The organism is Acidipila rosea, from assembly GCF_004339725.1.
In the GTDB taxonomy this organism is placed as follows: domain Bacteria; phylum Acidobacteriota; class Terriglobia; order Terriglobales; family Acidobacteriaceae; genus Acidipila; species Acidipila rosea.
The window spans coordinates 333,471-347,215 of sequence record NZ_SMGK01000002.1 but is presented as its reverse complement, the minus strand read 5'-3'; the positions used below and the strand labels follow the sequence as shown (position 1 = coordinate 347,215).

Here is a 13,745-nt window from a genome sequence, read left to right as displayed (position 1 = left end):
GGTCATTTTGTGCTGATGCTACCACCGGCGCCGTAGATCTCTGAGCGGTAAATGCGCGCACAGGGTTGACCAGTCGAGCACACTACGTCGATCAGCGTCAGCCCGGCTGGATGCGCGGCAATGGCCTTCGCCAGAGGATCACCATCCATTGCTACTGCAAAAGGTGCGGCTGCCGCTGGATTTTTCAGCGCCGGCCCCCATTCGTAGTAGTCCGTGTCGTTGATCGTGCGTCGCAGTGGCAGCCCCGCCCGCTGCAGTGCTCCGACATGGTCTGAGGTAAACATCAGAATCCTGCCTTCGACAGGCAGGGAGATCAGTGCATTCGCCAGCGCTTCTTCAAAAGGTATGCGCGTGCGCGAGTTGGCCACAGCCTCTGCCAGCACCAGCGGACGCGCCCGCATCAGCGCGTAGCTGTTCGCTGCCAGCAGCAGCATCAGCGTGGCTGCTGACCACTGGGCCAGTTCCGGCTTGCGTTGCCGAATAAAGTCGATTGCCGCCGTCGCCGCAAATCCGGTGAAGAGTGCGAAAGCCGGAAGCATCTCCATCCCATAACGTGTGTTGTACCAGGAGTGCGGCCACCAGAGAGGAATGAAAATCGGCACCGCTCCGTAAGCCACCGAATACGCGTAGAAGGGAAGCGGCATCCACAGAAGCAGCAGCACCCCAAGTCCTCTGCCTCGCGCTTGTTTCACTGCAACGGCTGTGCCTGCAATCGCCACCAGAAAGAGCAGGTTAGCAAGGCGGCCGATGACTGCGCCCAACTCCGCCGCTTTCAGGAAGTAGAGTCCAGCCACGCCCATGCTGTGCCAGCCCGGGTAGTGGGGGGCTCCGGGCGTCGCGGTCCGCGCTTCAATCGCCTTGGCAGAGTAAGGCCCGCGCATGAAGTCCAGCGGATCGCCAAACTGCTTCGCGTTATAAGCGAGCCAGCAGAGCGGCGCTGTGAGCAGCAGCGCCGTCAAGAGGACAAATGCACCTCCCGGACGCTGCCTGAGATGACCGCCGCGGATCATTGCAATCGCGATCACCAGCCATGCGCAGGCCGCAAAGATCCAGCCGTCGTACCTCGTGAAGACGGCCGCGACAAGCACCAGCGCTGCGGCCACCATCAGGCGGGAGCTCTTGCGCTCCTCGCCGCGCTTCAGCGCCTGCACGCACTCTGCTGTGAGCAGCGCGCTCACCAGCATCTCTGCAAGGAAGAGCGGCTCCGTCATGGCCGTCGTCTGCATGTAGAGCAGGCCGGGATTCAACGCAAGAAATGTTGCGGCGATGGACGCTCCCAGTGGCTTGAGCCAGAGCCGTGCCAGCCGATAGAGGGCAGCCACTGCGATGATGTAGGAGATCATCGACGGCCATGTTCCTGCGAGGCCAGTCTGCCACCAGGCCATATTCCGCACAAACGGCGCCAGCAGCAGATGCGGCAGTGGCAGCCACACGGAGCCAAGCTGGCGAAAGCCGGGGTTGATCGAGTCAGTCAGCCGGCGCGCTATATGCAGATGCGCAACCGCGTCGCCGTAGAGCAGCAGCATCCCGCGCGGAAAGCAATAGGCAAGCGAGAGCAGGGAGAGCAGCATCGCCGCCATCGCGGCGAGCAGCGTCTCCTGGCGCAGCGCGAACTGCGGAGCGGGTTTAGTCGAGGTGTGAGAGTTCGCGGAAGAGCGCGAACCTCTGGTCGATTTCTTCACGAGTCAACTGTTGGGTGCGTTCTGTGCCGAAGCGTTCAACCGCGAAGGAGCCCATCACGCCGCCATAAAACATCGCAGTCTTGAAAGCCGCAGGAGTCAACTCCCCCGCCGCAGCGAGCGAGCCAAAAAATCCGCCCGCGAAGGAGTCACCGGCGCCCGTCGGGTCAAAGACCTCGGAGAGCGGCAGCGCGGGTGCACGGAAGGGAAGCGTAATGTGGGGCTTGCCGGTAAAGGATTCTTCGCTGAAGAATGCCGTTGCGCCGTACTCACCGTGTTTGACCACTAGGCTCTTGGGCCCCATCGAGAGCACGCGATCCGCGGCCCGGACAAGGTTGGCGTCATCTGCCAGGAGCTTCGCCTCGGTGTCATTGATCAGGAGCACATCCAGCCCCTTCAGCACTTTTTCAAGATTTGCCCGGTGCCCGGTGATCCAGTAATTCATCGTGTCGCCGCAGACGATCCGCACATTCGGCATCTGGCTGCGCACCCGCTCCTGCAGCACCGGATCGATGTTCGCCAGGAAAAGATGCTCGCTATTCGCGTATTCGGCGGGGATCTTCGGCGAGAAGCTCTCGAAGACGTTCAGTTCAGTCGAGAGCGTTTTAGCTTCATTCAGATTGTCGTGGTAGGACCCGCTCCAGAAAAAGCTTTTGCCGTCGACATGTTCAATGCCGCGTGTATCAATGTCGCGAGCCTTCAGGATGCTTTCATGTTCCTCGGTAAAATCTTCGCCTACGACGCCGATCACCCGCACATGGGTGAAATAACTCGCCGCCAGCGCAAAATATGTCGCTGCGCCTCCAAGACAGCGCTCTGCGCGGCCCGATGGCGTCTCGATCGTGTCGAACGCGACACTTCCTACTACCAGAATTGACATGGCTCTCCAGGGATTACTTGAGGTATTTGCCGATCAGCAGTTCAAGCCGTTGGCGTGTCTCAGCGGGAACCGCATTCGGAGCCGTGAGGATTGCAAACTTCAGCGCCGAGGCGCAAGGGCATGTACGTTCGCGCGGCATCGCCGCAACTGCCGCAGCCACTACTTTGCATGCGTTCGCCGCATTCTGGTTCAGCACCGCCACAATCTGGTCTACGGTCACGTCGTCGTGGCCTTCGCGCCAGCAGTCGTAGTCAGTCACCATGGCCATCGTCGCATAGCAGATCTCCGCCTCGCGGGCGAGCTTGGCCTCCTGCAGATTCGTCATTCCAATTACGTCCGCGCCCCAGCTGCGATACAGGTTTGACTCAGCCCGCGTGGAGAACTGCGGTCCCTCCATGCAGACATAAGTGCCGCCTGCCTTGCCTGCCACGTCCGATGCTGCGCAGCCATGCACAATGGCGTTGCTGACGGTCGCGCATACAGGATCGCCAAACCCAACATGGGCAACGATGCCGTCGCCGAAAAAGGTCGATTGCCGTGCAAAGGTGCGATCGATGAACTGATCGGGAATAACGAAGTCCGTCGGCTGATGCTCTTCCTTGAGCGAGCCCACTGCGGAGACAGAGAGAATGCGCTCCACTCCGAGCTGCTTCATCGCGTGGATGTTCGCGCGGAAGTTCAACTCCGAGGGCAGCAGCCTGTGCCCGCGTCCATGCCGTGCAAGAAAGGCTACTTTGCGGCCTTCAAGCATGCCCAGCACAAAGCTGTCGCTCGGCTCTCCAAAGGGGGTGCTGATGCGTTCCTCGCGTGTATCTGTAAGGCCGGGCATCGCATAAAGCCCGCTTCCGCCGATAATTCCGATTTCTGCCTGCTGCAATCTGTCACTCCGATTTGGGTTCGTCAAAAGCTGAGTATAAATGCAGCCGCCTTCAGTGCCGCAGAGCAGCCTTCACCACACCGCAACCTGCCATGAAATGGGCGAGCCTTTCGCTGGGTCCCGACGGCAGAGTCGGTGTTTTCATCCGTGCCACAGCGTCTTCGCCGCTTCGCTGCGCGCCCATCATCACGAGCTCCAGTTTGCGAGCCGTCGCCAGGTCAAAGCTCTCGCTGGTAAACACCAGGCGGCCATGAACGGCGATAAGCGCCGGACCTTCGCTCGTCTGGTAGACCTCTTCCTCCGGAGAGGAGTCGGTGTCCGTCTCAAGTCTCACTCTTGAATATTTCTTTGAGAGCTCGTCCGCATACATCTTGGCGAATGCCGTAGCTGCCTCTTCTGACTTCCATTGCGAGAGATAGAGAAGGGAAACCGATGCCGTAGAGTCGCGCTCCGCTTGCGTCTTTGCGCTCTTGCGCTGGGCTGCATAGTAGATGCCGCCGTCCCAGGCGGGCGTCAGCAGGGCAGCGGCGCCGTCTCCCCCGAAGAGCTGCGAAAGAATCCGCACATCGAGCTCGCCCATTACGCCGATGTCATAAGGGTTATATTCACCATCGAGAATGGGATGGATATCGGGCATCTGCAGCATCGGTACCTTGGCCTGGCTCTCGTACACCCCGGGATTCATGATTTCGTAGGTAGAGTCCGGCGGACGGTCGAGTGCTCCCGCGAACGCTCCCGTCGGCCCTTGCGAGCGCAGCAGGGCTGCTTCAAATCTCAAGCCGTCGCGATAGGGAAACAGCAGCGACTCCTGCAGCAGCAGCGGAGCCCGCGACATGATGGGCGAATCGGGGTCATTGCTCATCTTGTCAGTCAGACCGCTGACGATTCCCGGCGTGGTCAGCAGGCTGCGTCCTGATGGTTTGAGGTCATAGTCGAGAAAGACGGCCATCGCCTGACCTTCCAGCACCGCTTCGCGCGCCGTATCGTCCTCGTCCGTACGAATATGCGCCGTATCCTCAGCGGCGTTGTGCGCAATGTCTTCCTCGCTCTTGCTCTCCCATTTTTCGAGATTGGTATGCTGGTCCTGCAGCGCGTGGGTCAGTTCGTGGGCGAGCACCGGCTTTTGCTGCTCCGGGTCGATCCAGTCCAGCAGATACACCGTCTTCGTCTTGCTGTCGTAGTATCCGGCGATCTGCTCCTTCAGCAGACTCACCAGGAACGGCTCAAGCTGGAAATCGCGATCGATCAGCCCAAACTTCTTCAGCACGATCTCGGAGCGCTCCATCCGGCGCGTATCCTTGTCGTCCTTCATCTTGCTGTCCAGGTACTTCTCCACCGCGCTGCGAGTCGTCAGCTTGCGCTTCACGGTATGCCTGATCGGCAGCTTCGTGTCCTCGGAGTCAAAGGCAAGGATCGAATCCACGGAACGGAAGAGTTCCTTCGCCTGCGCCGGCGTGATATGCGTCTCCGGCTTTGCGGGTTGGTCCTTAGGCTGATCTTGCGCTATCGCCGGAGCCAGCAGGGCCGCCGAAAGGAGCGCCCCCAGGGCAGCCGTTCTAATCTGTTTCATCGCGACTCCACGCGGTTCGCGCCTGCGTGCGCCGCATCTATAATTAGGGGTTGGATCATTATCATTATGAGTGACGTTCTTCAGGCTGCTGCGGTTTCTCCGGAAACACCCTTTGCTGCGTATCTTATCGTGCGGCAGCGTGGTGCGTCGCTGACAGCGCATCAGGGCAGCTCCACCGTGCGCAGTATCGTTGGCCAGGAGCATGAGTTCAATGCGCTCCTGCAACTGGTTGGAATCCACGACCTTGGCCACCGTCGCCGCATCCGTGTCACCGGCGAAGATCGCCTCCGCTGGCTCAACGGAATGCTTACGAATGCGGTGCAGACTCTGCCCCAGGGCCACTGGAACTATAGCCTGCTGCTCAATGCCCAGGGTCGCATTCAGGGCGACTGCAATGTATTCCAGTCGCCGAATGAGGTGTTTCTGGAGACGGACGCATCACAGGTCAGGCACATCTTTGAGCATCTTGACCGGTTCATCATCATGGACGATGTCACGCTCGAGGAGCCGGACTCGACGATGACAGCTCTTGGTTTTGTTGGGCCGCGCGCGGCTCAGACGTTGGAACGTCTTGGCCTGCCCGTGCCTGGCGAGCAGCAGTTCACCGCAAGCGGTGTTTTTACGGTAGTCCGGGCCTATGGGGTGGTTGTTCCGCACTACACCGTCTGGCTGCCGATCGAGGAACTGGATGCGCTGCTCGACAAGGCGGCGCTTCTTGGAGCAGATCTCTGCGGGCTGGATGCAACCGAGGCCCTGCGCGTACTCGAGGCGGTGCCTCTCTATGGCGTTGATATTCTGGAGCGCCATCTTCCCCAGGAGACAAATCAGAAGCGCGCCCTCAACTTCAGCAAGGGCTGCTACCTTGGCCAGGAGATTGTCGAGCGCATTCGATCGCGGGCCACAGTTCATCGCAGTCTCCGTCAATTTGAGCTGACAGGTTCACTGCCTGCGCCGGGCGCGGTCCTCAAGGTTGGGGAGACAGCCGTGGGCGGGCTTTCGAGCGTTGCCGCCTGCCGGTCGAGAATCTTTGCCCTCGGTTTCATCCGCAATGAGCCGGTGGACCGCGGCGACCGCATCGAGTACGAAGGCGGCACGGCCATGCCTCTCAACGCGCCGCCCTCCATGGACTGACACCGTTTCTGCATTAGACTTAGATGTTCCGGGAAACCCACTATGAGCGAAAAGCCGTCATCCTTCACCGTTACTGATCGCCGCAAGTTCACCCTTGAAGGGGAACTTCGCGATGAGTCTGCTTCCGAACCCGTTGAACAGCAGGTTATTGCTGCTCCCGAGGAGAAAAAGCCCTCCAATGTCGTCTCGATGCCTGCTCCGCCTGCAGTTGCCGAGCCTGAGTCAGAATCAGAATCCGAGTTCGACCTCGAAGAGCATCAGGGCCCCAGCGAAGAGCAGTCCGCCGAACAGCACGCCGCCTATCAGCAATCGTCGCGCGATCTCGATACGATGCTTCGCGCTGCGAATCCCGGCATGGCTGCGCCGGGCGTAGTCAGCTTCGATCACGTCATCCAGTCCATCTATCTCTCTGCTGTCATGGCGCTTGGTGCCGGCGCAGAACCGGGCCAGAAGCCTCGCATCGACATCATGGGCGCGCGCCAGAGCATTGACATGCTTGCCGTACTGCAGGAAAAGACAAAAGGGAACCTCACCAGCAAGGAGCAGACACTCCTGCAGGGAGCGCTCTTCGAGCTGCGGATGATGTTCCTGGAGATTACCAACGCGATCGCGCAATCCGCCCAGCGTCAGCCTCCTCCGGTGAAGTAGCAGCGGATGCAGGCAGAGATTGTCATCCTCGGCAGCGGCACCTCGATGGGGGTGCCCACGCTCGGCTGTGATTGCCGCGTCTGCACCTCGCCGGACCCGCGCGATGCACGGCTGCGCCCCTCGATTGCCATCCAGTGGCCCGATCACTGCGTGCTCATCGATACCGGCCCCGATTTCCGCGTACAGGTGTTGCGCGAGCGAATCCGCCACATCGACGCAGTGTTCTACACGCACGCCCACGCCGACCACATTCTCGGCCTTGACGATCTGCGTCCGTTGAGCTTCGGCCGCCCTGACAAGATTCCGCTGTATGCGGATAACAAGACGGGAGAGGTTCTCGAGCGCGTCTTTGACTACACCTTCTCGCCTGACTCGCCTTATCCCAACAAGGCTCGCGTGGAGCTTCACAGGATAGAAGGCACAGAAGAGGCGATCATCGCAGGAGCCAGCTTCCAGCGCATCCCGGTGCAGCATGGCAGGATCGAAATTGCTGGCTTCCGCTTCGGCTCGGCAGCCTACCTGACTGACATGAGCAGCATCTCCGATGAGAGCATCGCCCTGCTCTCCGGCGTTGAAATTGTCATTCTCGACGCTCTGCGCAAGGAGCCGCACCCCAGCCACGCAAATCTTCCGGAGGCTCTGGCCTGGGCTGAAAAGATCGGCGCCAGGCAGGCCTGGTTCACGCACATGTCCCACGACCTTCCTCACGAGGAGACCAACAGGGAACTGCCTCCTAACATGCGCCTGGCCTATGACGGCCTCCGTATCCCGTTCGAGCTCTGAGGTCTATGCGCGTCTATCGCTCTCTTGAAGAAGTACCGCAGGGATTCGGTCCCAGCATCGCCGCCATCGGCAACTTTGATGGGGTTCATCGCGGACATCAGGCGATCATTGGCCGGGTCATTGCCCGCGCCCGCGAGCAGCACGCGCAGTCCATCGCCGTTATCTTCGATCCTCATCCCGTGCGTGTCCTGCGCCCGGAGCACGCGCCGCGTCTCATCACGCCACTCCCCGTTCGCCTCCAGCTTCTTGCTGCGACCGGCCTCGATGCCACCCTCGTGCTGCCCTTCACGAGCGACTTTGCACGCCTCTCCGCGCAGGACTTCGCGGAGAAGATTCTGGCGCAGGGCATCGGCGCGACCGAAGTTCACGAGGGCGATAACTTCCGTTTCGGCTTCCAGGCAAAGGCCGGAGTGCCCGAGCTCACCGTGCTCGGCGATCAACTCGGCTTCAAGGTCCTCGCCCATCCTGTTCTGTCCGTCCGCGGCCTCGCTGCTTCCAGCAGTCAGGTGCGCGAGCGCATCGCCGCTGGCGATATGACGGCGGCTCGCGCGCTCCTTGGGAGGCCGTTCTTCATCCGCTCGACGCCCGCTTCCGGGCGTGGCATTGGCTCGCAGCTCACCGTTCCGACCATCAATCTGGCTCCTTACAGCGAGCTGCTGCCGGGCCACGGTGTCTACATCACGCGCATTCTTGTGGGCGGGGAGTGCTTCGACGCTGTTACGAACTCAGGCAACCGGCCCACCTTCGGCGAAGATTCCTTTGCGGTCGAATCGCACCTGCTGGACTTCCACCCCATCGAGCTCACCTCTGAGACGCCGATTGAGCTGACTTTTCTGCGCCGCATTCGCGCAGAGCGCCGCTTCGATTCACCCGCCGCGCTCCGTGAACAGATCATGCGCGACGTACAGTTTGCTCGCAAATACTTCGCTCGCCTGCGAGCCATTGAAAACCGGGCAGGCAGCACTGCCGCCGCCGCTCTTCACACAAGTACTTCCTTGTGAGCATCGAAAACCTCCAGTACCTTTCCGGCGCGATCCGGATCGGTCGACCACGTCTCTGATACTTCCGTCACAAACTGCTCCCCACTCTGCGCCTTCAGAGCTGCCGCATAGTGCGGATAGCTCCGGCTGAGGGCCCGCAGCAGCGTCATCCGCGCAGAGAAGCACGCACTCCAGTCCTCGAATTTCGCCCAGTTTGCCTCCACAGTCACCCACGCGCCACGCAGGAATTCCCGCGTGGGCAGGCTCAGCGTCGCGGTCCCGGCCAGCGGCGGGTGAGATTGCTTCTGCCCGAAGAGATTGTTGGCCTCAACCGCCAGCCGGGAGACACCCCACGCGGACTCGAGTGCCGCTTCACATGCGGCGTACTGGGGAAAGAGATGGCCTGCCTGCGCAGCCGCAGCCGCAGCCTTCATCAGAAATTGTTCGCGAAATGAATCCGTCATCCATGCTTCTCCGTGAGAAATCAGCGCAAAAAGAAAAACGGCAGAAGCCCGTAGGCCCTGCCGCTTTCCTTGCTACTTCAATTATCGGAAAAGCACCTATTTGCAGTGCATCAAGCCGCATTGCGCGGGAAGCGATCCCGCAGCTCCTCAGGGAGCCGGCCCTGCAATACGCGTGCCTGCGCCATCGCCACACCAGTCAGATAAACCGGCGCCGGAGTCATGATCGCCACCAACACCCACGCAACCAGGGAAACCATCAGCCCCACCACGGCAGCCGCCTGGATCGTCAGAATTACCGAAACCTGATGGAGATGGAAATCGATGAGCGCCCAGTTCCTGACCGGCTCGCGATGCAGCACCGCCAGCGCCAGCAGAAAGACAAGGGTTGAAAGTGTCGTCAGCCCGATCAGCGTCACGTCCACCATGCGGTGAATGCGCTGCCAGCCGCGGCAATGCGCACACGAGGAGAGATGCTCCTCATAGTCCGTCCTCATCTCGGGCGAAATGCTCGAGATGTCATATCGCCAACTCGAAAGTATGTCCCCTATAACCTGGTCTGTGCACATATTCATTTGATTTGACCGCTCCCCGGGTGCGCTGGATTCAAAATTGTCGTAACCCGTATGAACTCGCTTCAGCCTTACGCCCTCAGCTACTCTTCAATGATCGGAACGTGTTACATAAGTATAACTTATCTGACTACAGCGAGATAGATTCAAGAGGTTCATGCTGAACCGCCAGCAGCAACTTGTTCGCCAGCAGGCTCATCCGCTCCCGTAGTGCTCTCTCCGCTGCCACCCGTGCCAGCTCCGGCATATTGTTGCTTTCTGAAATGTGTGCCAGCACTACGTATGCTGCGCCGCCATCATAGTTCTTTTCCAGAAACTCCGCTGCAGCATCGTTCGAGAGGTGCCCCACTCGCGACAGAACCCGCTGCTTCACCGACCATGGATACGGCCCATCCCGCAACATCTCGAGGTCGTGGTTCGATTCGAGCATCAGCACATCGCACCCACGCAGCTGCATACTTACATTAGACGGCATATAGCCCAGATCGGTGGCCACGCCGATGCGAACTCCCTCAGTTTCGAACACAAAACCTACCGGATCGGCGGCATCATGCGGAATCGTGAAGGGCTTGACCGCGATATCGCCAATCACAAAATCGCTGCCCGAACGGAAGTACTCCACCCCAGGCAGCGCGCACGGGTCGCTCTCCTTGCTGCTGGGGGAGACAGCCTTCAGCTCCTCTTCTTCGCGGGCGCACTCCGCCAGTTCTTCCTCGCGATAGCCCTCCGCCTCTGCCTGCGCAGCTTTTCTCTGCTCCAGCCAGTCGGCGTAGGTCATCCGCTTGCGCGGGGTCATCCAGCGCATCCACGCGCGATGGGTTGCGTCTGTGAAGTAGACGGGGATACCCAGCTTGCGGGCCGTTACAGAAAGCCCCTGCACGTGATCCTGATGCTCGTGCGTGATAAGGATGGCGTCCAGCGTCCGCGGGTCCTCGCCGGCTGCGGCCATGCGCTTGAAGAGTTCACGGCACGAAAGCCCGGCATCTACAAGGATGCGCGTGCGGCTCGAAGAGACAACTGTGCTGTTTCCCTTGGATCCACTGGCGAGCACTGTCATCCGAACCATATCTTTCAGAATACGCCCGCTTGCAGCGTTCTTGAACGCGAATTATCGCGAACGCTGAACCATCGCCGTCAACTGCCGTACTGGTAGAATCCGCGGCCGCTCTTGCGCCCCAGCCATCCCGCGTCGACCATGCGAATCAGCAGCGGACACGGCCGGTACTTCGGATCGCCGATGCCTTCCTCCAGCACCCGCATGATGTCCAGGCACACATCCAGTCCGATAAAGTCGGCCAGCGTCAGCGGCCCCATCGGGTGCGCCATTCCCAGTTTGAAAACTTCATCCACCGCTTCAGCAGTAGCCACGCCTTCCATCACCGCAAACATCGCCTCGTTGAGCAGGGGCATCAACACCCGGTTCGAGACAAATCCCGCTGCATCGTTTACCTCAACCGGCGTTTTACCCAGTTTTTCCGCGAGCCCTTTAACAGTGTCAAAGCTTGCCTGCGTCGTCGCCAGCCCGCGAATCACCTCCACCAGCTTCATCACCGGCACTGGATTGAAGAAGTGCATGCCAACCACCTGCCCCGGCCGCTGCGTCTGCGCTGCAAGCCTGGTGATCGAGATGGAAGAAGTGTTCGAAGCCAGGACGGCTTCTGCGGGCAAAGTGCGATCCAGTTCCTTGAAAAGCTCACGCTTTACTTCAAACTTTTCCGTGGCGGCCTCGATAGCGAACTGGCAATCGCCAAGCGCCGTCCGGTCGAGAGTTCCTTCAATGCGCTTGAGCGCAGCGGCTGCCTCGCTTCCCGCCAGTTTTCCCTTTGCGACTTCTCGGTCGAGATTCTTGCGAATAGTCTCCAGCCCGCGATCGAGAGAGCGCTGCTCAACCTCACAAAGAACCACCTCGAAGCCATTCCGCGCGAAGACGTGTGCGATGCCATTGCCCATCGTTCCAGCGCCGAGGACGCCAACCCTGCGTATCTCTTCCATGCCTGCCTATCCCTTCCTGAACAAACAGGTGAGTCTATCAGTCTTGGGCCGGGTAGCGCACCAGCAGGCAGGTAATGTTGTCATGTCCGCCTGCCGCCTTCGCCGCCATGATCAGTGTCTCGCAGGTATGTTCGAGGTCGTCGCCGTTCCTCAACAGTTGCGCGAGGGTGTCGTCGGGCACTTCCCGTGTAAGCCCGTCGGTGCAGAGCATCAGCAGGTCGCCCGGCTCGGCTTCAAAGGGCGAGATCTCGGAGGCGACCGTGCGATCGATCCCCACGGCGCGCGTGATAACGTTGCGCAGCGGCGAGCCATTCGCTTCCTGTGCGGTCAACTGTCCCAGGCGTACCTGCTCGGCCACGAGCGAGTGGTCCTTGGTCAGCAGCGTGAGGCATCCACCGCGCAGCAGGTAGCAGCGGCTGTCTCCCACGTTTGCGATCCATGCCTTGCGCCCCGTGGTCAGCAGGGCCACCAGCGTTGTTCCCATCCCGTGCAGCGCCGGTTCGCGCTCCGCCATCTCGTAGAGGGCGCGGTTTGCGGCGCAGATCGCCGCTTCGAGCCTTCGAGCTGAGGGAGCGGCATCGCCATTGCAGAGTCGTTCGCGCACTGCCTCCGCAGCTCTGCGGCTTGCAATCTCTCCGCCTGCGGCGCCTCCCATGCCATCGCACACGACAAAGAGGCCCCTCTCGCAACAGCACTCGTAGAAGTCTTCATTGATGCTGCGAACGCAACCGCGATCCGACAGAGCCGCGGCCTCAATCATCTGTTCGCTTTGCATCGACAACTGCCTGCCCATCACGCAGACCAAGATACACGCATACCGCCAGAACCCGCGGAAAATATTCCGCCTCTTACCGTCTCGGTACCAATGAAAGGAAAAATCGGAGTCTGCGGAATCTTCCTCATGCGATTCATTGTCTAATGGCACTAGAACACACTGTTGCACCGTCTATGACAGCAAATCGATCGTTTCGTTTTCTCTGCGCCACTGTAGCGCTTACTTCTTTTGTCTGGTTAGCAGGATGCAACCGCCTCCGCCCTCATCCGGCGGTGCAGTATGTCTATGTTGTTTCTAAAGACACCTTCCTTCGCGACCGCGTAGCCGCCGTCTCAAACAAGGTGGCTGAAGTCACGAATGGCGAGCGTCTCGAGGTTGTCGAGCACGGACGCCGTTTTCTCAAGGTCAAGACCGCAAAGGGCGCCGTAGGCTGGCTTGAGCAGCACGCCATCATCGAGCAGCCTGTCTACGAACAGTTTGTCCAGCTCCAGCAGCAGCATGCGCACGATCCTGTCGTTGCCACAGCGGTTCTGCGCGACGATCTCTACTTGCACGACAAGCCGGGCCGTCACACCGAGCGGTTCTATCTGCTGCCGGAGGCAGATAAGCTTCAGCTGCTCGTCCGTGCATCGGTCCCGAAGGAAATCCCGCCTCAGGCTCTGCCATTATCGAGAACCAGAAAACTTCCGTCAGACCACAACGTCCCCGCGGCTCCACCTCCGCCTGTTCTTGAAGACTGGTGGCTCGTGCGGGACAGCCAGGGCCGCGTGGGCTGGATGCTTTCCCGCCGCATGGATGTAGATGTGCCTGATGAAATTGCCGGTTACGCGGAAGGGCAGAGAATCGTCGGCGCCTACGTTCTGGCCAGGGTCTATGATCCGGAATCCAGCTTTCCTGATAAGCAGGCTCCGGAGTATGTAGCCGTCATCAGTCCCTACAAGGACGGCCTGCCTTACGACTTCGATCAGGTCCGCGTCTTCACCTGGAACACCAAAAAGCATCGTTATGAGACCGCTTATCGCCAGCGCAATCTTGAGGGCTACCTGCCCGTTACGGTCGGAACGCAGACGTTTGACAAACTCGGCTCCGAGCCTGTCTTTTCCTTTAAGGTGGCTGACGGAGACTCCGTCGCACTCTCCCCTGACGGGGAAGAGCACCCTGCCCGTACCGTAACCCTGACCTATCGCATGGAAGGCGGTCTGATTAGGAAGGTATTACCCCCGGGCACGAACGCACCCGCTGCCGTTAAGTCTCCCGCGCCCTCTCGAGTTGTTCATTCGCGACATCACAATCGCAGACACCGCTCAAAAAAATAGAGCAGCACTCACCGTAAAGTTTGCATCTAAGATCGCTGGAACACGAAGAGATCAAAACTGAAGGATGTGTTGATCGTTGAT

14 protein-coding genes are annotated in these 13,745 nt (G+C 60.0%); 5 read left to right on the top strand and 9 right to left on the bottom strand.

Annotation, left to right across the window (positions count from 1 at the left end; translation table 11 throughout):
* Positions 1-2: 2 nt before the first annotated feature.
* The 4 genes from C7378_RS06535 to C7378_RS06520 are packed head-to-tail and all read right to left on the bottom strand — an operon-like array spanning position 3 to position 5,006.
* Complete coding sequence (locus C7378_RS06535) at positions 3-1,682, bottom strand: hypothetical protein (RefSeq protein WP_243648109.1); 1,680 nt, start codon at positions 1,680-1,682, stop codon at positions 3-5.
* On the bottom strand, positions 1,627-2,559 hold the full coding sequence (locus C7378_RS06530; protein ID WP_131993663.1) for a PfkB family carbohydrate kinase: 933 nt from the start codon (positions 2,557-2,559) through the stop codon (positions 1,627-1,629). The genes C7378_RS06535 and C7378_RS06530 overlap by 56 nt, the downstream gene beginning before the upstream one ends.
* Positions 2,560-2,572: 13 nt before the next feature.
* The gene (gene mtnP / locus C7378_RS06525; RefSeq protein WP_131993660.1) at positions 2,573-3,436 is read right to left on the bottom strand and encodes an S-methyl-5'-thioadenosine phosphorylase; all 864 of its coding nucleotides are present in this window, start codon (positions 3,434-3,436) and stop codon (positions 2,573-2,575) included.
* A 52-nt stretch (positions 3,437-3,488) separates the two neighbouring features.
* On the bottom strand, positions 3,489-5,006 hold the full coding sequence (locus C7378_RS06520; RefSeq protein ID WP_165876690.1) for a hypothetical protein: 1,518 nt from the start codon (positions 5,004-5,006) through the stop codon (positions 3,489-3,491).
* A 66-nt stretch (positions 5,007-5,072) separates the two neighbouring features.
* Between C7378_RS06520 and ygfZ the strand changes: the two genes are divergently transcribed.
* The 4 genes from ygfZ to ribF are packed head-to-tail and all read left to right on the top strand — an operon-like array spanning position 5,073 to position 8,569.
* Positions 5,073-6,137, top strand: a complete 1,065-nt coding sequence (gene ygfZ / locus C7378_RS06515; RefSeq protein ID WP_165876689.1) for a CAF17-like 4Fe-4S cluster assembly/insertion protein YgfZ — start codon at positions 5,073-5,075, stop codon at positions 6,135-6,137.
* A gap of 42 nt (positions 6,138-6,179) precedes the next feature.
* Positions 6,180-6,785, top strand: coding sequence for a DUF1844 domain-containing protein (locus C7378_RS17830; protein ID WP_207901364.1), 606 nt, complete (start codon positions 6,180-6,182; stop codon positions 6,783-6,785).
* A 6-nt stretch (positions 6,786-6,791) separates the two neighbouring features.
* A complete protein-coding gene (locus tag C7378_RS06505) occupies positions 6,792-7,568 on the top strand; it encodes an MBL fold metallo-hydrolase (RefSeq protein ID WP_131993651.1) in 777 nt (258 codons plus the stop codon).
* Between the two features lie 5 nt (positions 7,569-7,573).
* Entirely contained in the window at positions 7,574-8,569 is a 996-nt protein-coding gene (gene ribF / locus C7378_RS06500) for a riboflavin biosynthesis protein RibF (RefSeq protein ID WP_131993648.1), read from the top strand.
* Here the strand turns inward: ribF and C7378_RS06495 are convergent.
* The 5 genes from C7378_RS06495 to C7378_RS06475 all read right to left on the bottom strand — a co-directional run bounded on the left by C7378_RS06495 (position 8,548) and on the right by C7378_RS06475 (position 12,348).
* Positions 8,548-9,012: a glucosaminidase domain-containing protein gene (locus tag C7378_RS06495; RefSeq protein ID WP_131993645.1), complete on the bottom strand. Its 465-nt coding sequence runs from the start codon at positions 9,010-9,012 to the stop codon at positions 8,548-8,550. The genes ribF and C7378_RS06495 overlap by 22 nt on opposite strands.
* 110 nt (positions 9,013-9,122) lie before the next feature.
* Positions 9,123-9,584 carry a hypothetical protein gene (locus C7378_RS06490; protein WP_131993642.1) on the bottom strand — a complete coding sequence of 154 codons (462 nt, stop codon included), beginning with the start codon at positions 9,582-9,584 and terminating at the stop codon, positions 9,123-9,125.
* Positions 9,585-9,711: 127 nt separating this feature from the next.
* On the bottom strand, positions 9,712-10,647 hold the full coding sequence (locus tag C7378_RS06485; protein WP_131993639.1) for an MBL fold metallo-hydrolase: 936 nt from the start codon (positions 10,645-10,647) through the stop codon (positions 9,712-9,714).
* Positions 10,648-10,715: 68 nt separating this feature from the next.
* Positions 10,716-11,573 carry a 3-hydroxybutyryl-CoA dehydrogenase gene (locus tag C7378_RS06480; protein ID WP_131993636.1) on the bottom strand — a complete coding sequence of 286 codons (858 nt, stop codon included), beginning with the start codon at positions 11,571-11,573 and terminating at the stop codon, positions 10,716-10,718.
* Between the two features lie 37 nt (positions 11,574-11,610).
* Positions 11,611-12,348, bottom strand: a complete 738-nt coding sequence (locus C7378_RS06475) for a Stp1/IreP family PP2C-type Ser/Thr phosphatase (RefSeq protein WP_131993633.1) — start codon at positions 12,346-12,348, stop codon at positions 11,611-11,613.
* 173 nt (positions 12,349-12,521) lie between these two features.
* On the opposite strand from C7378_RS06475, the gene C7378_RS06470 reads away from it, so the two are divergent.
* A complete protein-coding gene (locus tag C7378_RS06470; RefSeq protein WP_131993630.1) occupies positions 12,522-13,664 on the top strand; it encodes an SH3 domain-containing protein in 1,143 nt (380 codons plus the stop codon).
* Positions 13,665-13,745: the final 81 nt, after the last annotated feature.